This is a genomic window from Carboxydothermus pertinax (genome assembly GCF_001950255.1).
GTDB classification, from domain to species: domain Bacteria; phylum Bacillota; class Z-2901; order Carboxydothermales; family Carboxydothermaceae; genus Carboxydothermus; species Carboxydothermus pertinax.
Window position 1 is genome coordinate 1 of record NZ_BDJK01000016.1, and the last position, 21,321, is coordinate 21,321.

The following is a 21,321-nucleotide window of genomic DNA, read 5'->3' on the forward strand; positions in this document are numbered from 1 at the left end:
TTCCAATTTTATACACTTATGCTATTTCATGTTATTTAACGCTATTAATAGCTAAATTTTTTAAGTACCCATATTGACATAGAGGGTCTAAATTAGGTGCTTAGGGTTGGGCGCATTCGCCGCCCCGGGCTTGGAGGATTTCTAAGGCATGGGGAATTACCGGCAAAACTACTTCTAAGTTTTCCCGCACTCCTTTGGGGCTCCCGGGAAGATTGATGATTAAAGTACCCCCACGGGTACCTGCTACCGCCCGGGTCAGCATCGCCCGGTTGGTTTTGGTAAGAGAAGCCATCCGCATCGCTTCCGGGATTCCCGGTACTTCCCGGGTAATGACAGCCTTTGTGGCGTCGGGAGTTACATCCCGGGGAGATAAGCCAGTACCGCCGGTGGTCAGGATTAAATCAAGTTTCTCGTCGTCACACCAGGAAATTAAGGTTTTTACAATTAAATCGTACTCATCGGGGATTACGTCGTACTTAACCACCTTGCCTTCAATCTCCCGCACCATTTCCTTAATTACCTGTCCGCTTTTGTCCTCTCGCTCCCCCCGCGAGCCTTTATCGCTTAAAGTAAGAACGCCTACTTTAATCATGGTTAATTACCTCCACTAAATCCCCTACTTTAACTTCTCCACCTTTTAAGACTTTGACAAAGATACCTTCCTTGGGCATAATGCAGTCCCCAGCCTGGTAGTAAATAGCACAGCGGGTATGGCAGATTTTGCCGATCTGAGTAACTTCCGTTAGCGCTTCACCAATCCTTACTTTAGTCCCAACGGGAAGGCTCGGTAAGTCTATCCCTTCCGTAGTAATATTTTCCGCAAAATCGCCGGGATTAACCTTTAATCCCAAATCCCGCATTTTTTGAATGCTCTCTAACGCGAGAATACTTACCTGCCGGTGCCAGTCACCGGCATGGGCATCTCCTTCTATGCCGTGGTTTTCACGGAGTACCGCCCGCTCAATGTTTTTTTTGCGCATCCCTTTTTTCTCACTGATATTGACCGCCACCACTCTACCCATTTTTTTACTCCTCCCTTTTATAGTCGCCGCTTTTTCCCCCGGTTTTTTCTAAAAGCCGGATATTTTTTATAACCATACCTTTTTCCGCAGCTTTAACCATATCATAAATGGTAAGAAGCGTTACCGAAACGGCAATTAAAGCTTCCATTTCTACCCCGGTCTTACCCACACAGGTAACTTTGGCTTTAGCTTCAATGGTATCGGGTTTTTTAATGGTAAAACTAATATCGACCCCAGTAAGGTTTAACGGGTGGCACATGGGGATAAATTCTCCGGTTTTTTTTGCCGCCATTATCCCCGCCACCTGCGCCACCGCCAATACATCTCCTTTGGCTACTTTATTATTTAAAATTAGTTCTAAAGTTTCGGGCCGCATGGTAATTTCTCCGGCAGCCACCGCCGTTCGTACCGTTTCCTTTTTCTCGGTCACCTCCACCATCCGCGCCCGGCCTTCTTCGTTAAAATGGGTTAACTCCATCCTTTAACCTCCTATGTTGGCCATAGTATTTAGAAAATCTTTTTCACCAAACTCGTGAGCCCGAGGCTTCCTTAAAATCGCCTCCCGCAAAACCCCACTTAACTCTTCCCGGGAAATTCCTGCTCGTAAAAGACTCCTTAAATCAACTTCCTGGTTTTTGGCAAGACAAAGCCTGAGCTTTCCCGTCGAAGTTAGGCGCAAGCGGTTACAGTACTCGCAAAAATGATTGGATAAAGGTGAAATCACTCCAATGGTTCCTAAAGCTCCTGTAACTTCGTAGTAGCGAGCAGGCCCTGACCCCCCTACCGTTTTCCCCGGCTTTAGGTCATATTTCCCGGATAAAGTTTCTATAATTTCTGTAACCGAAACAAATTGTTGCTGCCACTTTTCCCGGTCATTTAATGGCATAAGCTCAATAAACCGCCAGTGTACCGGGTAGCGGTAAATAAAATCCACAAAGGCATCAATTTCTTCTAAATTTACCTTCCGCAGTAAAACGGTATTTATTTTTACGGGAGTAAGGTCTAATTCTAAGGCAAGATTAATTGCCTCCAGGACGTTTTTTAAATCCCCACCGCCGGTAATTGAACGAAATTTGTCCGGATTTAAGCTATCAAGGCTAAAGTTTACCCGCGAAAGCCCTGAACTCTTTAAGTCTTTAGCATACTTAGGAAATAAGATACCGTTGGTGGTCAGAGCCAGGTCATCAATCCCCGGTAAACTCGTAATTTTTTCAATTAAAAAGATAAGATTTTTCCTTACTAATGGCTCACCGCCGGTAATCCTTACTTTTTTTAAGCCTAAAGGCAAAAAAGCCTGAACTACTTTTAAAATTTCCTCAAAGGTTAAAATATCTCCCGGTAAAAATTCTTTAATGTTTCCGGGCTTGCAGTAAAAACAGTTAAGATTACACTTGTCGGTAACCGAAATCCGTAAATAATTTATTTCCCGGTTGAAGGAATCAAGCATTTTTCTGGCCTCCTAAAATTTAAAAGCGCCCCGTTTTAAAAAGGCGCTTTGATAACTCCTTTCCAAAACGGGAGGCACCCCGGTTTCCCAGTAGTACCCTTCGGCATTTTCACCATAGCGTAAAGCTTTAGGTGAAAATACTCGGAGCAATTTATTTTTTTATAAATACGTAATTCGACCTAAGCGGTCAAATTTCCTCTTTTTATAATAAAATTCTTTCCCTGCCGGTGTAAATATTTAGTCGACCCGCCCGGACAAAACCCACCACGGTTAAATTTAACTCTTCCGCATGCTTTAAGGCCAGTTCCGTTGGGGCCGAGCGGGAAACAATCATTCCAATTCCCATTTTGGCCACTTTTAAAATTATCTCCGAAGAAATTCGGCCGGAGGTAAGAAAGATTTTATCTTCTAAATTAATGCCGTTTAAAAAGGCATATCCCATAATTTTATCGGCAGCATTGTGGCGGCCGACATCTTCCCGAAATAATAAAATTTTTTCAGCATCACAAAGGGCAGCACTGTGAACACCGCCAGTAGTAAGGTACAGTTCCGAGCGGCGCTGCATTTCTTTCATTAATAAAAATAAATTTTGTGCCGGTACCTTAACCGACCCCTGATAGGGCTTTAAAGCAACGGGGTCCAAAGCATTGTAAAAAGTTGTTCCTTTACCACACCCCGTGGTGATATACCGTTTTAAAAATAGTTCCCCCCGTTTGGCACTTCCTTTATATTCAACATAGACTAATCCCTGCTCCCGGTCAACGGTGATTTTCTCTAATTTTTCCCGGCGATTTATTAATCCTTCCGCCGCTAAAAAACCTACGGCCAGTTCATCCTGGTATTCTGGTGTACAAAGCAGGGTTACCAGTTCTTCCCCATTAAAATAAATTGTAAGGGGTGCTTCATCCACTAATAAATCTTCTTTTTCTTCCAGGCGTCCGTCAAAATAACGAATAATGTTTCTTTTATTTACTATCTCCATAATCCTATCCTTTCCCCACAATTTGTCCTGTTAACGTAGTTTTATACCCGCCTATTCTTTCTACTTCTTTTTTAAATTCTTCACTGGTTATTACCTCTAACAATTTCTTAACCTGCGGATCTTCTAAGTTTTCTTCCCTGAGCAATAGGTCATACCTTTCCTCGCCTAAAGGAATAAAGTCCAGGTCAAAGATTTTAGCCGCAGCATAAATACCAAGACCACAATCGGCAAGGCCATTTTTCACTTTAGCCGCAACCGCCAAATGGGTATATTCTTCTCGCTCATAGCCGGAAATCTGGCGAGGATTTATTTTTTCCTTATTTAAGAGATAATCTAAAAACACCCGGGTTCCAGAGCCTTTTTGCCGGTTCACAAAGGTAACCCCGGATTTTACTAAATCAGCAAGACCGGAAATTTTCCTGGGGTTTCCCCGGGCAACGATTAAACCCTGTTCCCGTAAACTTAAATTTATAAGAATATAACCTTTTAGCCTTTTTTCCACATAACTTTGATTATAATCCCCCGTTGCCGGATCTAATAAATGCACTCCGGCAAGCTTAGCGTAATTTTTTTCAATTGCCACGATACCGTTTAAGCTTCCAACATGTGAAGAACTAAGTTTAATGCCGTATTTTTCCCGTAAGAAAGAATCTATAAGGTCCAGTAAAAGATCATGACTTCCGGTAACGGTCAGGTATTGGTCCACTTCTGCCAGGGGCTCTTTTAGGTTTATCTCGATTTCCATTCCCTCTTTATACCCTTCGGAGAAGCGGGGAATCCGTAAAAGAGCATTGGTTTTTAAAAGGGTGGAACTGACACTGGCTCCGCGCGATAGGGGAGTAAAACAATACCTGCCTGCCACATTACTTACTTTTCCCCAAACAAAATCATCCACCCCGGTGGTGGAAACCAGGGTTTTGGTCAAAACTGCCCTGATCGTTCCAAAATCATGAAATTTGGTTTTATAATAATTTTCCGCCAGAGGTTTTAAGATTAGTTCACAAATTAAATAGCCCGATAAGGGAAAGCCCGGAAGGCCTATAATCGGTTTATGACCAGCAATACCTAAAATAGCCGGTTTTCCTGGTTTGGTAGCGAGACCATGGACTAAAACCCGTCCTAAACGCTCAATTACCTGGGCAGCATAATCATCCCGTCCGGCAGAAGAGCCGGCATTTATGATAATAACATCGTATAAATCTAAGTTATCTTTGACAGCTTTATATAAAAGCTCCGGATCATCTTTTACAATGGAATGAATAACAGTGTCATATCCGTACTCGGCAAGTACTGCTTTAATAAAAGAGGAATTAGTATCAGGAATTTGCCCCGGTTCAGGAGCTTTTGTTATTGGTACTATTTCATCCCCGGTAGGGATAAAAAGAGCTTTTAACTTTTTTAATACTTTTAGTGTCTTAACTCCTCCCGCGAGAAGTGCACCCACGTCAGCAGGCTTTATTTTGGCAAAAGCCGGCAGCAAAACTTCCTCTTCATTAAAATCTTCCCCAATAAAGCGAACATTGGTTCCCGGAGTTACCGGTTTAATAATTGAAATTACCCCGGGTTCGGGATAAAAGACGTCTTCCACCATAATAACAGCGTCATATCCTTCCGGTAAGAGGTCCCCGGTATCGACCCGAAGACAGTTTTCTCCGGGTTTTAAAAGTACCGGGCTTGTCTCGCGGGCATAAAAGGTATCTTTAGCCTTGACTGCAAAGCCATCCACCGCTGAGGCATTGTAATGGGGATTAGAGCGATGAGCTAAAACCGGTTTGGCAGTTATCCGCCCCACCGCCAAAACGGTTTCAATTTCTTCCTCCCGGGGATGAAAAAAATTAACATTTAAAAGTTCGCTTTCGAAATTTTCCCATGCCTCTTCAAAAGGTACCTGGTTTAAATAAAAGGCCAATTTTAATAAACCCCCTAAAACAAAATGACTTCCACTTCTTCCCCTGCATGCAGTCCTTCAAGATCTAACGGTACAATTACATAGCCATCGGCTCGGGTTAATGTGTTTATTAGTCCAGACTTTCCTAAAAGCGGCATTGCTAAATAGTTTTGTTCTTTTTGGGTTAACATTACCCGGTATAAATCTTCCTGGCCAGTTTTCGAGGGAAGGTTTATCGTTAAAGTAGCCTTTACTCGTGGCTCATAGCTACTTTTTAAACCGGAGAGATAACTCAAAAAAGGAACACCAATTCGTTCAAAAACCATTAAGGCTGATGCGGGATGGCCGGGAAGGCCAAGGATAGGTTTGCCATTGATACCACCGCCTATAGTGGGTTTTCCAGGTTTTATGGCAAGGCCATGGAATAAAACCCCTGGTGTCCCCAGACTATTTATGGCATCAACAACCATATCCTTTACCCCCATGGATGTTCCGCCGGATAAAAGAACAATATCGGTTTCGCTGAGGGCAGCTTTAATTGCTTTCATTAATTCTTCAAATTTATCGGGAACTATTCCAAAATACACTGGCTGCATCCCTAAATCCAGGATTCGCCCCACTAAAAGATAGGCGTTGGTGTCCCGAATTTGTCCAGGCTTTAATTTTGTTTCTACCGGTACCAGTTCATCACCGGTCGAAATAATACCAACTTTTAATGGTTTATATACCGTTACCCTACCATATCCGAGAGCTGCTAAAACCCCAAGTTCCTGGGCGCGAATCCGTGTCCCTTTTTCTAAAACCACTTCCCCCTCTTTAAAGTCTTCTCCTGCAGCGATTACGTTTTCTCCTGGTGCTACCGGCCGCATTACCGCTATTGTTTCCTCGTCAAACTGTTCGGTATGTTCTACCATAACAACACTATCCGTACCTTCGGGTAAGGCCCCACCGGTAAAAATCCGCACTGCTTCCCCCGGTCCCAGGGTAAATTCCGGAACCTCCCCCATTCCTATTTCGCCTCTAAGCTTTAACAACACTGGAAAGGTTTCCGTTGCGCCAAAGGTATCTTCGGCAAAAACCGCATAGCCATCCACCGTAGAACGGGAAAAGGGTGGAAGGTTTTCCTGGGCCTCTACCGGCTTTGCTAATATTTTCCCAAAAGCCTGGGAAAGTTCTATTTCTGCAGCTTTTAACGACACATTAAAATTACTTTTTAAAAGATAAAGAGCTTCTTCGGGAGTAATTAAATTTAATAGGTCTTTCATAAAGCGTCACCGTTTATTTAAAACAGCCCAGCTGACAGGCTGCAATTTTTATCTTTAATTCATTGGCAACATCCCCAATTTTTTTGGGAGGTACATTTAAGCGGTCTGCCAGTTCTAAAGCCACCTTACAGGGAATCTTACCGTCCTTGGCTACTTTTTCTACTTCAATTTTAATTTTTTCATCCATGCTAAAACCCCCTTGTTTTTATTTTATCAAACTTCTTAAATTTTTTTAATAATTTATTTTCTTGGGGATAAGATAATCAAGAAAGAGGCTTTCCACGTCTTCTAAATTGGGGTTAATCTTTTCCTCATCCTTTTTTAGCTTTTTGGTTTTTAAATAGCTTCCACACTTTTTACATACTTCCCCAAAATACGGGGTTTCTTCCTTGCCATCAAGGTGTATTTCGAGAAAATCCTCATGGAACTTATTGCCACACTTGGGACAACCTAAGCGATAATAATGCCATTCATGATGGCACTCTAAGCAAAAAAGTATTCTCTCTCCCGCCGGAGTAATTGCGGCAAAGCCGGGAGCTGTACCACAAATCGGGCAGGATTGATGGTTAGATTTATCAATTAATGATAGATTATTTAACTCCCTAAGCATTTTTCTTCTTAAAATCAAAAAATGTAAGGCCAGAATTTCTTTTTTTACCTTTTGCTTAAAGGCAAGTTCTTCCCAAAACCCATCTTCAAGATCATTCTTTAAAAGCTTGGCAAAACTTCCTCTCTCTTTAAAATTTGTAATTAATTTGGGGAAATTAATCTTCCGAGAAGTCACTTCCAGAGAAATTAGTTTTAAATTTACTTTTGTTAAAAACTCAATGATTTTCTCTTCAAAAAACTCCCCTTCCACATTTTCCACCACTGGTAACTTTCCATTCCAGGAAATATTTAATAACAACTTATCTGCAAATTCTGCGATTAATTTTTCTAGAGCACTTACAAGTTTTTTCGCTTCCATCGGTATTCCTCCGTTTTTTAAAAGATAAAACCGGGGGCAAAAAGGCCCCCGATTTTTATTTTTGGGTAGTTACAAATCCGGATTTCGTGTTGGCTTTTTTCTTGGCCTCTCCTTTTACCGGCTGTACTTCAGCATACCATAAAGGATGGTGATTTTTGGCATACTCTTCGTCTACATAGCCCGTAAGCATTCCTTTTAAAGCTGGTTTGGTCACCGGATGGAAGAGAGACAGATAGATATGGCCAATAGCATAAGCTAAAGTAAAGATAAAGGCTATATCATGGCCAATTAGGGCAATCATTCCCACCTCCGGCGAAAAGTTCTCAAAACGCCATAAAACAATACCACTTATTATAAATAAAAGCCACCCCAAGCTTTGCAAAACAATATTTAACTTTTCCCCCTGGTTGTATTTGCCCTGGGGTTCATAATGAGCATGACCACCAAAAAACTCTTTGATAAACTCCCCAAAGAACTTTAAATCCGATGCTTTCCAGGAATAGGCGTATTTTAGGGTTTCCCAAATTTCTCTAGGATTTAAAAGAAAAGAGATAATCGGGGAAACGATAAGCCCTACTGCCGCAACCCGGTGAACAATGCGTGCCCCCTGGGCTCCTCCAAAAAGAGGCCTTAACCAATCAAGAAAATCAAAGTATAGAAAAGCCCCGGTAATAGCTAAAATAAAATAAAAGGTAATATACGACCAGTGAAAAAAGCGCATAGTTTTATTAAACCGAAAAATTTTATTACTCACCGTGCCCCTCCTCCCGTTGTTTTTTTACCGAATTAGTAACCGCCGCTATAACGGTAGCCCCAAGCGCTATTCCTGGCACAATTTTCCCTAAAGGTCTTACCACATCATGCCAGAGGGAAAAGGTAGTTTTTAATTTTGCCTCTGCCGGAAGCCCATAAAACTCCGGCTCATTAATTAAAAGATAAAATACCCCGGTTCCTCCCAAAGCATTTTTATCGGAAGGATAAAGATTAGCCTTAGGATACTTCTTTTTAACCTCCGCCAGCCGCTTTTGGGCTGTCTCCCACAGCTCATCCCGGTTACCAAATTTAATAGCTCCCGGAGAACACGCCTGGGCACAAGCCGGAATTTCTCCGTTTTCTAACCGATCAAAACACAAGGTGCATTTATGCATTTTCTTGTTTTGAGTGTCAATCCGGGGGATATTAAAAGGACACGCCCTCTGACAGTAATCACAGCCTATACACCGGTCATAATCCCGCACTACCGCCCCTTCTTTGGTATGATAAATTGCATCTTCCGGGCAGGCTTTTTCACAAGCTGCTTCACTGCAATGAAAACACTGCTGTTTAAAAAAGTCAAAGCGAAGACGCCCGTTTTCTTCATGTTCATAAAACTTAATTAATGTATAAGTTTTAGGTGTGGTATCGGGCATACTCTGTAAACTCCCGGTAAAAGTAGTTTTTTCCCCGGGTAATTCGTTCCAGCTTTTGCAGGCAGTCATGCAGCCCCGGCAGCCAACACAAAGGGAAGTATCAATAAACATACCGTTCATTATTTAGCCCTCCTTACATTTACCAGGAACCCCTTGTATTCGGGAATCATGGTATTGGCATCCCCCAGATAAGGAGTAAGTTTATTGGCAGTTTCTCCGGTGACTAAACCCTGAAAACCAAAATGCCAGGGCAACCCTACTTGATGCCGCTTAACCCCATTTACCATTAAAGGTTTCATCCGTTTGGTGACATAAGCTTTCACCTTAATAGCTCCCCGTTTATTTTCAACGATTACTTCGTCCCCGGATTTTACCCCCAGTTCCCGGGCCAGTTCTTCTCCTATTTCCACAAACATTTCCGGAACCAATTCCGCTTGCCAGGGCAGGTTCCTGGTCATGGCCCCTGCCTGCCAGTGTTCGGATACCCTATATGTAATTGCAACGTATGGATAATTTTGAGCATCACTTTGTTCTTCCGGCCGCCAAACTTTAATTACCGGGTTGTTTTGCACCGAGGAAAGTAAGTTTTGTACCGGGCTTTCCCAGGGCTCGTAATGTTCAGGGAAAGGACCATCATTTAACTTGCCCTGGGGAGCAAAAAGCCAGCCTTTGCCATCGGTTTGCATAATAAAAGGGTTAACAAACGCCGGGTCACCGGGCCCTATTGTCGCTTTAAAATCGGGAACATCATAACCAACCCATTTTTTCTGGCTTTCATCCCACCAGATAACCGCCTTATCCGGATGCCATGGCTTACCCGTAGGATCGGCCGATGCCCGGTTGTATAAAATCCGCCGGTTTAAAGGCCAAGCGTAAGTCCATTTGGGATAAAGGCCAAGGCCGCTGGGGTCGTCCTGTTCTCTCCTTTGGGCCAAATTCCCCGTTTCCGGATAAAAACCAGAATAAATCCAATTTCCGCAAAGAGTGCTGCCGTCGTCGGCAAGCTTTAAAAAGTTTTCCACCTGTTTCCCGGTGGTAAGATCTATACCATTAATCTCCCGGGCTACACGGTCGATATCACATTCGTTAGCGTTACCGTAATTCCAGTAAAGGTTTTTAATTGGTTCGTCTTCCGGTCTTTGACTACTGGCATAAAGTTTCTTTAATTCCAAAGCCAGCATATGAATAATATCAAGGTCAGCCTTAGATTGGCCAAGCGGTTCAACAGCTTTCCAGCGCCACTGAATCCACCGTCCGGAAGAAGCTATGCTCCCCTGCTTTTCAAAGGATGCTGCAGCAGGCAAAATAAATACTTCGGTTTGCACTTCGGCAGGATTACTTCCTGCATCCTCCGTCCAGAAACGCATCGTTTCCGTCATAAAAAGGTCTACCGCTACCATCCATTTGAGGTTTTTTAGGGCATCTCTTTCCCGGTTAGAATTAGGGCCACCCACAATGGGGTTTTGGCCAAATAAAAGCATTCCTTCTAATTCGCCTTTGGCCAAATTTTCAAATAAACCAATATACGTGTAATTTTTCTTTGCGTGCCGTTTGGGGAACCACTGATAGCCAAATTCATTATCTTTAGTAGCTTTGTCAAAATACATTGCTTTTAAATAGCTTACAAAAAACTTCGGTTTGTTACTCCAAAAGCCGGTTTTCGGAGTTTCACTCTCCAAGTAAGCTTTTAAATCTTTATGTTCTGGCTTGGCAACCGGGGTATTAATATAACCGGTAATATTATTATTTAATAAACCAAAATCCGTAGAGCCCTGAACGTTGGATTCGCCGCGCAGCGCATTTACCCCGCCGCCTGGAATGCCAACATTCCCCAGTAATAGTTGTAAAATAGCATAACTTCTTACAATTTGAGAACCACAGCTATGCTGGGTCCCACCCATTGCATATAAAATCGTTCCCGCTTTCCCTTTTTGGGAAGTTTGAGCAAAGGTTTTAATTACCTCCAAATATATTTCTTTAGACGTGCCTGTAATTTCACATACCTTATCAATGGTATAGCGGGAATAATGCTGCTTTAACAGTTGAAATACCGTCCGCGGATTTTTTAAAGTCGGATCTTTTTCAATTTCACCTTTATCATTTTTCTTATATTCCCAGGTGGAAAAATCGTATTTACGTTCCTTGGGGTTATAGCCGCTAAATAAGCCATCTGCAAATTTATAATCATCGTGAACTAAAAAAGAAGCATTGGTATAGTTTGCTACATACTCATGATCATATAGTTCATTTTCTAAAATATAGTTAATCATGCCCCCAATAAAGGCAATGTCAGTCCCCGCCCGCAGGGGCGCATAAATATCTGCCTTCGAAGAAGTTCTAGTAAATCTGGGGTCAACACTGATGATTTTAGCTCCCCGTTTTACTTTGGCTTCCATTAACCACTTCGCTGAAACCGGGTGGTTTTCAAAGGGGTTAGCGCCTATTATTAAGGCACAGTCGGTATTTTTTAAATCTATCCAGTGGTTAGTCATCGCCCCACGGCCAAAAGTTGGTGCCAGACCGGCAACCGTGGAACTGTGTCAGAGGCGGGCCTGGTGCTCAATATATACTACCCCAAGTCCGCGCATTAATTTTTGTAAAAGATAAGTTTCTTCATTATCCAGGGCTGCACCGCCTAAACAAGCAATTTGGTCAGTACGCATAACGGTTATTCCGTCTTCCTCTTTAATAAAAGTCCGATCCCTCGTATCTTTAATTCGTTTGGCAATTTCCGAAATTGCCCATTCCCAGGTAACCTCTTTAAACTCTTTACTTCCCGGAGCCCGATAAAGAGGCGTGGTGAGCCTCTTGGGGTTTGGTTTACCCGGAGCTATATTCCTTATCTGGTAAATCGACGCCCCTTTACTGCAAGCACCGCCACGGTTTACCGGATGATCCGGATCCCCGACCACATAAAGTAATTCTCCCGTTTTGGTATCGGTGTAGGCAAGCATACCGCAGCCGGCACTACAAAAAGGGCATAAGGTTGGAGTTTTTTTGGCAGTTTTTATCCGGTACTTTTGGGCCTGGGCATATGCTTTACTATTATCTAAGCCCAATTCAGCAGTCATTAAAACAGCAGTCGAAAGGGCTGATAGTTTTAAGAATTCTCTTCGAGTAATGGCCAAGTCTAATTCCCTCCTTTATAACGGGCATTATTGCTCTAAACTATTTTTTGCAAAATTCAAGCCAGTGCAAATATTATAGAATATTATAATATTTTTTTACAATATTGTCTATTTTTTAGACAGTATAACAAATTATTATAGTCACAATTATTTTAAATTCGGTAAATATCAACGATTTCAGCCAATAAAAAAGAGTGTCTAATTTATAGACACTCCCAATTGTTAAAACCAGCAAAAATTGTTGAAACGCTTTACATCTCTTGCATTAACCAACTGTGTTGATCCGTAAACTATTGTTTACTCCTGGTGTTTTTAAAGAAAAACCAAATGGGTAAATCAAGCCGTATATGTGAATATTTAAACAATTTTTTCAGAGGCTAATGTCAAAAAACTCTATATTTTTTAAATCAAAGAAATAAACTACGCTTTCTTTTTCCAGCGTCCCTAAAAGTAATTTTATCCCTAACGCCACCATTAAACTTGCCGCCACGGCTGGGGTAAAGGGTGGATTTCCAAGAGCTTGTTCGATACCTTTTTTCCGCTCCCGGTAAATCTTTGCTAGAAGGTTACTCCCAGGAAAAACAACCCCGACCTGGCCGTACCAACCGCCTATAGCTCCATGCACCAAGGGAACACCAAGTTTTTTTGCTTTTTCTTCGAGGTAGAGGCGACTTTCTACATTGTCCAAGCAGTCAAAGATAAGCTCTATCCCTTGCCAGGCGGTCTCCGGAAGCTCTTCGACCTTACTTACAAAGCCACTGAACACCACCGCTTGATTTATCTCCGCTGCCCTTTTTCTGGCTTTATTGGCTTTTTTCTGTCCAATATTTTTTTCGGTGGCTAAAAGCTGACGGTTTAAATTTGTCTCATCAAACCCATCCCCATCTACCCCAACTATTTCACCTACCCCGGCCCGGCATAACTCTTCTAGAACATAACCCCCAAGTCCTCCTAACCCTACCACCATTACCTTCGAAGCTAAAAGTTTCTTTTGTCCAGCAACAGTAAAGCTTCCAATGTTGCGAACATATTTCTGCGGAACAATACCATTTTCCAAAGCAAAATATTCGATGCTTCTAATACTTAACCCCGTCTCTTGCGCAAGGCGGTAAGTTTCCTCTAACGATAACTCTTTTATTTTTTCCCGGCGAAAAATATTGCCCAGAAGATTTTTTTCTCCTTTAGTTAACATTTAACCGCCTCCCACTGGAGGAAAGAGGGAGATGTAGTCCCCATCGTTTAACACCTGCTCCGGTGTCCCATCAAGACCATTTACCAGTAAAATCGCTACCTCCTCCGGATTTATTTTTAGCCGCTGTAAAACATCTATAACCTTGGTCCCTTCAGGCAGCTCCCAAACCTCTTTTTTAAATCTTCCTTCCCGAAAAGTTGCAAACAACCTAATTTCAATTTTCATCAAAACACCTCCAAAAAGATTATGGACAGAAGATTAACCCCCGAGCCCAAAGGCAATCAGCACAGGACGGCTTATTGCCCCAGCAGTCTTCTTCAATATTCCAAACCATATCGCAGCCGTCAACCCATTCGCAGTCGGGACAGGAGGGATAGTGGTTCATGTGTTCTAAAAAGCGAAATTTAACAAAAGCTTCCTTCGTCCAGATCCCCGCCAGGCTCTCTTTATTAACATTCCCAAAACTTACTGCCCGAATTTCCTTTTCCCGGCCAAAAACGTATTCCCGGGAATCATGTAAAAACCGGTAGCAAGGAGATACTTCACCGTCAAACCGCACCACTACTTTTTTGCCCTCCACAAACCGGCAGGAACGATGAGTATTAAGCCTCATTTCCGGTAATAGGACTTTTACCCCAGAATACATGGAAGCCCGGGCAGTTAAAGTTCGCCACTCTAAAAGCTTCTCATCGGGATACTTCTGGTAAAAAATATCTTCTATTTTTTCTCTTACTACCGGCATAAGCTGGCTAACATACAAAACTTTAATATTATACTCTAAAAGCCTGGGAATAAGTTTAAAAATCTCCTGGGAGTTTCTCTTATTTACCACCATCTCCGCTAATATTTCCGGGTGGCTGCTTTTGTTTTGCTGTTTTATTAAATTAAGTTGCTTTAAATTACTCCATAAGTTACCTATATCTGCCCCCCGATTTTCCGCAAAAGTTTCCGGCAAAAACCCATCAACGGAAACAATGATTTCATCAACCCCTAAGGTTACAAAATCTTGAGCCATCTCTTTAGACAAGAGGAAACCATTGGTAGTTATACTTATTTTAAGCCCCATCTTTTTTATTTTGGCAATTATTTCCTTTATTTCCGGATGAAGCAGTGGTTCGCCAATACCCCCTAAAACAATCCGGTTAAGCAAAGGCAAAGTTTTTGCTTCCTCTAAGACCTTCTCCCAGGTCTTTTTCTCTATAAAGCCCCCAGAATAACTCCAGCTATTACGGTAGTATTGGCGGCAATTTAAATTACATAAACTTGCTAATTCAAGATATATTTCCTTGATATCCGGCTGGGGATCGAGAACTATCTGGTAGTCTTTAAATTGCAAAATCATATTTTTTTGCTCTCTCCTTGTACTAAGAAAGCAGGGACTCCATTTGGAAAATCCCTGCTTTTAGTTGCTTATAAACCTAAAGCTTGCAACTTTTCAGTGGTTGGCACCCCTTTTTCGTCCCAACCCCGCACCTTGTAATACTCGGGCAGGAGTTCTGCCAGGCGGTGTTTATGTCCTTTGGACGGCTCATCGGAGATCGGTTCTTCTAAAAGCCGTTTGGGCAAGGTGTCTTCCGTAGGAGCAATACCGGCTTTCAGGTTAAAGTTCCTCTCTAAGTTCCAAATCCGCTCACCGGTAGTTAAAATTTCTTCTGTAGTATAATTTTCCCCAACGATGAAATTAAAGAGATCCCTATAGTCATCGGCATTTAAGGCAAAGGAGGTGAAAAGGCAAAGGCCAAGAGAGTCAATGACCGCCGTTAAGTCCTTGGCCCAGTTGGCTTTCCCTTCTAAGGCAAAACGGTCAATTTTTTCCGGAGACCCAAGAATTTCCGGTGAAAACAGGTAACCCCGGACGTGACAGCCGCCACGGTTGGAAGTTGCGTACTGAAGACCATGTCCCTGAACCCCCCGTGGATCATACGCCGGTAACTCCTGCTTTTTCACTGACATTGAAAATTCCGGAACTCCATAAGACTCAGCTAAACGGTAAGAACCAAGGGCCAGCTTTGCCCCAAAGCCTTCACCGGCTCTCATCTTGCGGGTCCATTCAATAATTGCTTCCACCGAGCCAAATTTTAATTCCGGACCATCTAGTTCTTCTCGTTTAATATAACCTTTTTCGTAAAGCTCCATTGCGCAGGCAATAGTAGCACCTGCAGAAATCGTATCTAAGCCATATTCGTTGCAAAGATTAAAGGATCAATACCGGGGTCAATTTCCTGAGATAAAAAGTAACTTTCTAAACCCCGCCCGCCTAAAAACTTCTTGGCCACATTCAAATCCAGCGGTTCTTTCTTAATCTCACCGGTAGTAAGATTTACCCGTAGCAACTTCCCGCAGTAACCGGCCATAAAAACCATCCTTGTGATTAGGAATATTCGCTAATTTAAATATACTTTATCGCTGATACCAACACAAGAGATTTACTGAAAATTTATAATTAATTTTTTTTATTTTTTATTTAATATTTTTAAACATTCAAACCTGCTAAATTATATAGTGGTTTTTTATCAAAGCGGTGAAGTGCTTCGATAAATCTTATAGTCCCTGTCTTCCCCCGTACCACCAGGGTATGGGTTGAGGCCCCGTTTGCCGTAAACCGCACTCCTTTTAGTAGGTTACTGTTGGTAATACCGGTTGCGGCAAAAAAAATGTCATCGCTTTTTACCAGATCATCCAAGGTTAAAATTTGCCGCGGGTCACTAAGCCCCATTTTCCGGCACCGTTCCATTTGTTCATCATTTTCGGGAACAAGTCTCCCCATTAATTCTCCTCCCAGGCATTTTAAGGCCGCCGCAGCTAATACCCCTTCCGGAGCCCCTCCAATACCTATCATCATATCAACACCGGAATCTTCAAAAGCACAGGCTATTGCCGGCGAAACATCGCCATCGGAAATAAGCATGATTCTGGCTCCCGCTTCCCGTATTTCTTTAACGATTTTTTCGTGGCGGGGGCGATCCAAAATTACTACAGTTAAGTCAGACACCGATTTGTTAAGACTTTCCGCTACGATCTTAAGATTATCTTTGACCGGAGCATCCAAGTGTATTTTCCCCGCCGCCGCCGGACCTACGGCAATTTTTTCCATGTACATGTCCGGTGCATTTAAAAGACAACCTTTGGGAGCTGCCGCCACCACCGCAATTGCTCCGTTTAAACCTTTAGCTACAAGGTTCGTCCCTTCTAAAGGGTCCACCGCAATATCTAAAGCCGGACCATAGCCGGTACCCAATTTTTCCCCAATGTAAAGCATCGGGGCTTCATCCATTTCCCCTTCACCGATCACCACTTCCCCGCGGATATCTAAAGTATCAAAAACAGCCCGCATCGCTTCAGTTGCCGCTTCATCCGCTTTATGCTTATCACCCCGGCCCATCCAGCGGGCGGATGCCACCGCAGCCGCTTCTGTCACCCGGGCAAATTCCAGGGAAAGTTTTCTTTCCATCTCCATTTAAAGTCACTCCTTTAATTATGGTACTTTTTTGATTTCTGATACCTTAATTATTGTAACATATTTCGAAGATTTTTAAATAAAAAACCGGGATTTTCTCCCGGTGGATTAGTTCTTGATTATTTTTCTAATGCCGAGCAGGTTTCCAGGCATTTACCGCAATCAAAACAAAACTCTTCATCGTAAAATACCCGGTTAAGCTCAGGTTCGTAATAAAGCGCTCCGGTCGGACAGTGAGGAGCTGCCGGGCACCCTTTTTCTCTACCACAATTACAGCCATTAAATTTAAAAGCCATTTTTTATCTCCTTCCCCTGCTTTTTCTTTGTTATAAAAATTATAAAACAGATTTAATTGTTTGTAAAGTCTAAATTTTCACATTATTTTGTTTGTTAATTCACAACATTACAAAGGAATTAAAAAAGAGTTAAAATTATTAAATTTTAAAAGACTACTCCCCCTCGTACAGGGAGAGTAGTTTAATTGAATTATTGAGAATTTTCAAATTTAGGCGGCTTTGGATTAGTTAGCGAAAAGTATTTTCCAGGGGTAGATAAATCAAAGTATAACTTTGAATCTTGGGTAACGCCCCAGTCTTTTAAGGAGCCGGTTTCCTGTAATTTATTAAAGGCTTCCCTAAAAAGGGTGTTATGAGCTTCTTCGCGATTTAAGAGAAAATCAATCGTTTCCCGCACTTTTTTATCATTTATCTGTCGATACAGGTACTCATACACTACCTTTGCCCGCTGTTCAGCAGCAATATTTGAAAGAATATCTGCAGCAATGTCGCCGGTTACATCAACATACGCCGCCGTCCAAAGCTCCCCTGAAGCGTTAGTTAGCACTGGATTTAATCCAGATAAAACATGGGCTTCGATCGTACCAACAATAGCATTATTGGCATCTTGCTCATGACCATTTAAAAGATTAATAGTTGTAGCCACCATTTCCATATGACTTAACTCTTCTGCTGCTACGTCTAAGAATAGGTCTTTAAGTGCTGGATCTTTTATTCTGAAACTTTGAGAAAGGTATTGCATGGCAGCCTTTAGTTCGCCATGAGGTCCACCCAATTGTTCCTGAAGCATTGCAGCATAACTGGGGTTTGGCCTTTCTACTCCCACTTCATGTAATAAAACTTTTTCGTGTTTAAACATTTTTTCTTCTCCTTTCTAAATTTAATTTTTATATCAAGTTTATATTATGTAAGGGCTTAAAAAATATGTATCAACAAGGAAAAAAGCCATAAATCTCCGACTCTTTTAACTCTCCGGACTTATTTTTTAACATTACTACCAGGGATTATTCTGAACCGCTAAACATACCTTTAACCTTTTTTTAACTTTTGTTAACTTTCCTGCTCGAAAAAAAATAACATTTACCGGTTATATTAAAGACAAGAAAATTTTATCCCAAGGAGGAGAAAAAGGTGAAAAAGTATGGAGTTGTAGCGATTATCAGCATCATTGTATTGGCTTTGCTGGTTGCTGGTGGCTGTGCTAAAAAAAGTGGGCAAGCACCCCAGCAAAATAAGCAAACTACCCAGCAAAGCAAAATCACCCTTTCTGGTTCTACCGCCCTTCTACCATTAGCAAAACAAGCAGCAACGTTGTACATGGACAAAAACCCTAAAGTTACCGTGAATGTTTCTGGCGGAGGTTCTTTTACAGGGCTCAGGCAGGTAATTGAGGGAGCCGTTGATATCGGTAATAGCGATGTTGCTGCCGAAAAAGACCCCGAAACTGCTGGTAAAGGTTTAGTTGACCATCAAGTTGCCATAGCTCCTTTTGTTATCATCGTCAATCCTGATGTCAAAGTGGACAATCTTTCCAAAAAACAGCTGGCAGATATTTTTACCGGCAAGATCACCAACTGGAAAGAGGTTGGCGGTAGTGACGCCAAAATCACCATTATCCATCGGGCAAAATCTTCTGGTTCGCGAAGAATTATAACTGATCTCATTTTAGATGGCAAAGAATTTACCGATAAAGCGATAATTCAGGATTCCAACGGAGCGGTGCGGAAAGCAATTTCTCAAACCCCTGGTTCAATTGGCTATATTGATGCAGCATATATCGATAATTCTGTAAAAGTGTTAAAATATAATGGAGTAGAGTACACTCCAGAAAACGTTTATAATAAAAAGTATACCTTATATGCCTATGAACACATGTATACGAAAGGTGAGCCTACAGGTGTGGTAAAAGATTTCCTGGACTTTGTTTTAAGTGATGAATTTCAAAATAACTATGTGGAAAAATTAGGATTTCTATCAATGAAGAAAATGAAATAAACCGTGATATAGAAGGGCGGTTTATGTCAGTGAAAAAACAAAAAATTGAACTTTATATTCAGTATCTATTTCTCTTAACTGCTATGGTAGTTACTTTTACCATAGCAGCTATTGTTATTTTTGTTGGTAAACAGGGTTTAAAGACGTTTCTAGAGGTAAGTCCCTTAGAATTTTTTGGAAGTCACAAATGGGTTCCAGAACAAAACCATTTTGGGGCACTAACTTTCATAACTGGCTCTCTTCTAGCTACATTGCTGGCAATGGTACTGGGAGGACCTTTAGGTATCGCCGGTGCTATGTTCTTGGCTAAAATTGCACCAAGACCGTTAACAGATTATTTGCGTACCGTTGTGGATTTACTTGCCGGGATTCCTTCGGTAGTTTATGGCTGGATTGGACTTACAGTAATTGTACCAGCAATTCGCGACATCTCGCCCACCCAAAACGGCTTTGGGTTGCTGGCAGCCGGAATTATTTTAGCAATAATGATTTTACCTACGGTTTTGTCCCTTGCCGAGGATGCTCTGCGGTCGATTCCCCGATCGTTAGAAGAAGCTTCCTATGCCCTGGGAGCAACCCGCTGGCAGACTCTCTGGCATGTTCTCATGCCGGCAGCAGCTCCGGGAATTATAACCGGGTTAGTTTTAGGGATGGCCAGAGCTATCGGCGAAACAATGGCAGTGCAAATGGTTATTGGCAATACACCACTCTTTCCCCGTTCCCTGTTTCAACCCACTGCTACCCTGACTTCGGAAATTGTGATGGAAATGGGGAATACTGCCTTTAATTCTACTTGGAACAATGCTCTCTTTTTAATGGCATTTGTGCTATTATTTGTTTCTTTAGGTTTAATTTTATTAGTACGTAAATTTACCACTCCCAAGGAGGAAGGCCGTTGAAAAAAAATAAATTTGCGGACTTGTTGGCTACAATTACGTTAACCTTGGCGGGTATCACCATTCTTGGTATCCTGACAGCGTTTATTTTTTATATTTTAAAACGCGGATTGCCAGTTTTAACTCCCTCCTTTATCTTTGGTCCTCCCTCCGAGATGGAAACCGGTGGAGGTGTAGGACCGGAGCTGTTTAATACTTTTTATATTTTAGCCCTTTCACTGGTCTTTTCTTTACCTGTAGGCTTGGGAGCAGGCATTTGGCTGGCAGAATATGCCAACCCAGGAAGGGTAGTTAATATTATTAGAACTAGTACCGAAATGTTAGCGACCGTCCCTTCCATCGTCTTTGGGCTTTTTGGCATGATCATTTTTGTTAATTTCCTGGGGCTTGGATTTACCATTATCGGCGGCGCGTTAACTCTTTCCCTTTTAAATTTACCGGTACTTATTAGAGTTACTGAGGAAGCTGTACGAGCTGTTCCCAAATCATACCGCATGGCTAGTTTGGCATTGGGTGCAACAAAAAGCCAAACTTTATTTCGGGTAGTACTACCTGCTGCTCTACCGCGTATTATTACCGGGGTAACGCTGGTCGCTGGAAGAGCAATCGGCGAATCAGCTATTTTGATTTTCACTGCCGGAACTACCGTTTCTCGTTTTTTATTTGATTTAAATCCTTTCGCTTCGGGAGAAACCCTGGCCGTCCACCTCTGGTATGTTAATTCCGAAGGACTAATTCCCGATGCTACCCGCATTGCCGATGGCAGCGCCGCTTTGCTTTTAATTTTGGTACTGATTTTTAACCTTTTGCTGGTAATTCCAACAAAACGTTATGAAAAAAAGGTAAAGTTAAATTAGGAAAGAGGCCGTAGGCAAAAGCTTACGGCCTCCTTAGCTTATAGTGGTTAAAATTCAGAGGTTACTCACGACATAAATTTTCCCTTTGCCGCGCTGGATACCGCACAAATTTTTTACCCCTTTTAGTCCGACAATTCGACAAAAAGTTACAAAAAATGCTCGTTACACTTTTTTTGCTAGCTGCTATAATTTTACTAAGAAAAAGTATTAATAAGCAATATTGGTAGATAAAGTTCGGAATTAAAATAAATGCTATGGAATCAATTGAGGCAGACCCACTCGCAGCTTGCCCAATGGTCTATAGAACTGGGGGGAAGGAGGTGAAACCTGTGATTCGCAAGGGAAATGCCAAAAGGTTGAAAAGAATTATGATTATGGCTTTTCTTTCCTGGGTTCTTCTCTTTTCCGTACCGGTTACGTTAGCGGCTTCGAATGTTATATCTAAACCGGGTGTATATACCGACCCCAAAACCGGACAGCTTTATTGCATCGTAACCTCGGATCCCAATGGGCCACAACC

The 21,321-nt window shown here is 42.1% G+C and carries 24 protein-coding genes and 1 riboswitch; of the genes, 4 read left to right on the forward strand and 20 right to left on the reverse strand.

Annotation, left to right across the window (positions count from 1 at the left end; all coding sequences use genetic code 11):
• Positions 1–100: 100 nt before the first annotated feature.
• The 20 genes from cpu_RS05765 to cpu_RS05850 form a co-directional block, all read right to left on the reverse strand.
• Positions 101–592 carry a MogA/MoaB family molybdenum cofactor biosynthesis protein gene (locus cpu_RS05765; protein ID WP_075859093.1) on the reverse strand — a complete coding sequence of 164 codons (492 nt, stop codon included), beginning with the start codon at positions 590–592 and terminating at the stop codon, positions 101–103.
• A complete protein-coding gene (locus tag cpu_RS05770; RefSeq protein WP_075859094.1) occupies positions 585–1,022 on the reverse strand; it encodes an MOSC domain-containing protein in 438 nt (145 codons plus the stop codon). The genes cpu_RS05765 and cpu_RS05770 overlap by 8 nt, the downstream gene beginning before the upstream one ends.
• Positions 1,023–1,026: 4 nt before the next feature.
• A complete protein-coding gene (gene moaC / locus cpu_RS05775; protein ID WP_075859095.1) occupies positions 1,027–1,500 on the reverse strand; it encodes a cyclic pyranopterin monophosphate synthase MoaC in 474 nt (157 codons plus the stop codon).
• A gap of 3 nt (positions 1,501–1,503) precedes the next feature.
• On the reverse strand, positions 1,504–2,469 hold the full coding sequence (moaA, locus tag cpu_RS05780) for a GTP 3',8-cyclase MoaA (protein WP_075859096.1): 966 nt from the start codon (positions 2,467–2,469) through the stop codon (positions 1,504–1,506).
• Between the two features lie 39 nt (positions 2,470–2,508).
• Positions 2,509–2,628, reverse strand: a riboswitch (molybdenum cofactor riboswitch).
• A gap of 43 nt (positions 2,629–2,671) precedes the next feature.
• The gene (fdhD, locus tag cpu_RS05785; protein WP_075859097.1) at positions 2,672–3,451 is read right to left on the reverse strand and encodes a formate dehydrogenase accessory sulfurtransferase FdhD; all 780 of its coding nucleotides are present in this window, start codon (positions 3,449–3,451) and stop codon (positions 2,672–2,674) included.
• A gap of 4 nt (positions 3,452–3,455) precedes the next feature.
• On the reverse strand, positions 3,456–5,360 hold the full coding sequence (locus cpu_RS05790) for a molybdopterin biosynthesis protein (RefSeq protein WP_075859098.1): 1,905 nt from the start codon (positions 5,358–5,360) through the stop codon (positions 3,456–3,458).
• A gap of 14 nt (positions 5,361–5,374) precedes the next feature.
• Positions 5,375–6,604, reverse strand: coding sequence for a molybdopterin molybdotransferase MoeA (locus cpu_RS05795; RefSeq protein WP_075859099.1), 1,230 nt, complete (start codon positions 6,602–6,604; stop codon positions 5,375–5,377).
• Positions 6,605–6,617: 13 nt separating this feature from the next.
• Entirely contained in the window at positions 6,618–6,791 is a 174-nt protein-coding gene (locus cpu_RS13770; protein WP_200800646.1) for a hypothetical protein, read from the reverse strand.
• 45 nt (positions 6,792–6,836) lie between these two features.
• Positions 6,837–7,571: a formate dehydrogenase accessory protein FdhE domain-containing protein gene (locus cpu_RS05800; RefSeq protein ID WP_075859100.1), complete on the reverse strand. Its 735-nt coding sequence runs from the start codon at positions 7,569–7,571 to the stop codon at positions 6,837–6,839.
• 55 nt (positions 7,572–7,626) lie between these two features.
• On the reverse strand, positions 7,627–8,325 hold the full coding sequence (locus cpu_RS05805) for a formate dehydrogenase subunit gamma (protein WP_077177192.1): 699 nt from the start codon (positions 8,323–8,325) through the stop codon (positions 7,627–7,629).
• Positions 8,318–9,100 carry a 4Fe-4S dicluster domain-containing protein gene (locus cpu_RS05810; protein ID WP_075859101.1) on the reverse strand — a complete coding sequence of 261 codons (783 nt, stop codon included), beginning with the start codon at positions 9,098–9,100 and terminating at the stop codon, positions 8,318–8,320. The genes cpu_RS05805 and cpu_RS05810 overlap by 8 nt, the downstream gene beginning before the upstream one ends.
• Complete coding sequence (fdnG, locus tag cpu_RS05815) at positions 9,100–12,108, reverse strand: formate dehydrogenase-N subunit alpha (protein WP_077177193.1); 3,009 nt, start codon at positions 12,106–12,108, stop codon at positions 9,100–9,102. Before fdnG ends, cpu_RS05810 begins: the two co-directional genes overlap by 1 nt.
• A gap of 370 nt (positions 12,109–12,478) precedes the next feature.
• The gene (locus cpu_RS05820; protein WP_075859102.1) at positions 12,479–13,300 is read right to left on the reverse strand and encodes a HesA/MoeB/ThiF family protein; all 822 of its coding nucleotides are present in this window, start codon (positions 13,298–13,300) and stop codon (positions 12,479–12,481) included.
• Positions 13,301–13,525, reverse strand: coding sequence for a MoaD/ThiS family protein (locus cpu_RS05825; RefSeq protein ID WP_075859103.1), 225 nt, complete (start codon positions 13,523–13,525; stop codon positions 13,301–13,303).
• Positions 13,526–13,544: 19 nt separating this feature from the next.
• A complete protein-coding gene (locus cpu_RS05830; RefSeq protein WP_075859104.1) occupies positions 13,545–14,642 on the reverse strand; it encodes a tungsten cofactor oxidoreductase radical SAM maturase in 1,098 nt (365 codons plus the stop codon).
• A 68-nt stretch (positions 14,643–14,710) separates the two neighbouring features.
• On the reverse strand, positions 14,711–15,436 hold the full coding sequence (locus cpu_RS05835) for an aldehyde ferredoxin oxidoreductase C-terminal domain-containing protein (protein WP_234970198.1): 726 nt from the start codon (positions 15,434–15,436) through the stop codon (positions 14,711–14,713).
• Between the two features lie 35 nt (positions 15,437–15,471).
• Entirely contained in the window at positions 15,472–15,654 is a 183-nt protein-coding gene (locus tag cpu_RS05840; RefSeq protein ID WP_075859105.1) for an aldehyde ferredoxin oxidoreductase N-terminal domain-containing protein, read from the reverse strand.
• Between the two features lie 119 nt (positions 15,655–15,773).
• The gene (gene glpX / locus cpu_RS05845) at positions 15,774–16,757 is read right to left on the reverse strand and encodes a class II fructose-bisphosphatase (protein ID WP_268761777.1); all 984 of its coding nucleotides are present in this window, start codon (positions 16,755–16,757) and stop codon (positions 15,774–15,776) included.
• 119 nt (positions 16,758–16,876) lie between these two features.
• The gene (locus tag cpu_RS13615; protein ID WP_159433975.1) at positions 16,877–17,053 is read right to left on the reverse strand and encodes a hypothetical protein; all 177 of its coding nucleotides are present in this window, start codon (positions 17,051–17,053) and stop codon (positions 16,877–16,879) included.
• Positions 17,054–17,243: 190 nt separating this feature from the next.
• Positions 17,244–17,912 (reverse strand): manganese catalase family protein, encoded by a 669-nt coding sequence (locus tag cpu_RS05850; protein ID WP_075859106.1) that lies wholly within the window; start codon positions 17,910–17,912, stop codon positions 17,244–17,246.
• Between the two features lie 272 nt (positions 17,913–18,184).
• Between cpu_RS05850 and cpu_RS05855 the strand changes: the two genes are divergently transcribed.
• The 4 genes from cpu_RS05855 to cpu_RS05870 form a co-directional block, all read left to right on the forward strand.
• Complete coding sequence (locus cpu_RS05855; RefSeq protein WP_075859107.1) at positions 18,185–19,048, forward strand: phosphate ABC transporter substrate-binding protein; 864 nt, start codon at positions 18,185–18,187, stop codon at positions 19,046–19,048.
• Positions 19,049–19,071: 23 nt separating this feature from the next.
• Positions 19,072–19,947: a phosphate ABC transporter permease subunit PstC gene (gene pstC / locus cpu_RS05860; RefSeq protein WP_075859108.1), complete on the forward strand. Its 876-nt coding sequence runs from the start codon at positions 19,072–19,074 to the stop codon at positions 19,945–19,947.
• The gene (gene pstA / locus cpu_RS05865) at positions 19,944–20,801 is read left to right on the forward strand and encodes a phosphate ABC transporter permease PstA (protein WP_075859109.1); all 858 of its coding nucleotides are present in this window, start codon (positions 19,944–19,946) and stop codon (positions 20,799–20,801) included. Before pstC ends, pstA begins: the two co-directional genes overlap by 4 nt.
• Before the next feature lie 320 nt (positions 20,802–21,121).
• A partial coding sequence (locus cpu_RS05870; RefSeq protein ID WP_143299299.1) for a hypothetical protein occupies positions 21,122–21,321 on the forward strand: 200 nt, incomplete at its 3' end.

Bases quoted from the DNA above. Each gene is read 5' to 3' on its own strand.
- cpu_RS05765 (WP_075859093.1), bottom strand. From the start codon at position 592: ATGATTAAAGTAGGCGTTCTTACTTTAAGCGATAAAGGCTCGCGGGGG.
- cpu_RS05770 (WP_075859094.1), bottom strand. From the start codon at position 1,022: ATGGGTAGAGTGGTGGCGGTCAATATCAGTGAGAAAAAAGGGATGCGC.
- moaC (WP_075859095.1), bottom strand. From the start codon at position 1,500: ATGGAGTTAACCCATTTTAACGAAGAAGGCCGGGCGCGGATGGTGGAG.
- moaA (WP_075859096.1), bottom strand. From the start codon at position 2,469: ATGCTTGATTCCTTCAACCGGGAAATAAATTATTTACGGATTTCGGTT.
- fdhD (WP_075859097.1), bottom strand. From the start codon at position 3,451: ATGGAGATAGTAAATAAAAGAAACATTATTCGTTATTTTGACGGACGC.
- cpu_RS05795 (WP_075859099.1), bottom strand. From the start codon at position 6,604: ATGAAAGACCTATTAAATTTAATTACTCCCGAAGAAGCTCTTTATCTT.
- cpu_RS13770 (WP_200800646.1), bottom strand. From the start codon at position 6,791: ATGGATGAAAAAATTAAAATTGAAGTAGAAAAAGTAGCCAAGGACGGT.
- cpu_RS05800 (WP_075859100.1), bottom strand. From the start codon at position 7,571: ATGGAAGCGAAAAAACTTGTAAGTGCTCTAGAAAAATTAATCGCAGAA.
- cpu_RS05810 (WP_075859101.1), bottom strand. From the start codon at position 9,100: ATGAACGGTATGTTTATTGATACTTCCCTTTGTGTTGGCTGCCGGGGC.
- cpu_RS05820 (WP_075859102.1), bottom strand. From the start codon at position 13,300: ATGTTAACTAAAGGAGAAAAAAATCTTCTGGGCAATATTTTTCGCCGG.
- cpu_RS05825 (WP_075859103.1), bottom strand. From the start codon at position 13,525: ATGAAAATTGAAATTAGGTTGTTTGCAACTTTTCGGGAAGGAAGATTT.
- cpu_RS05830 (WP_075859104.1), bottom strand. From the start codon at position 14,642: ATGATTTTGCAATTTAAAGACTACCAGATAGTTCTCGATCCCCAGCCG.
- cpu_RS05835 (WP_234970198.1), bottom strand. From the start codon at position 15,436: ATGGAGCTTTACGAAAAAGGTTATATTAAACGAGAAGAACTAGATGGT.
- cpu_RS05840 (WP_075859105.1), bottom strand. From the start codon at position 15,654: ATGGCCGGTTACTGCGGGAAGTTGCTACGGGTAAATCTTACTACCGGT.
- glpX (WP_268761777.1), bottom strand. From the start codon at position 16,757: ATGGAGATGGAAAGAAAACTTTCCCTGGAATTTGCCCGGGTGACAGAA.
- cpu_RS13615 (WP_159433975.1), bottom strand. From the start codon at position 17,053: ATGGCTTTTAAATTTAATGGCTGTAATTGTGGTAGAGAAAAAGGGTGC.
- cpu_RS05850 (WP_075859106.1), bottom strand. From the start codon at position 17,912: ATGTTTAAACACGAAAAAGTTTTATTACATGAAGTGGGAGTAGAAAGG.
- pstC (WP_075859108.1), top strand. From the start codon at position 19,072: ATGTCAGTGAAAAAACAAAAAATTGAACTTTATATTCAGTATCTATTT.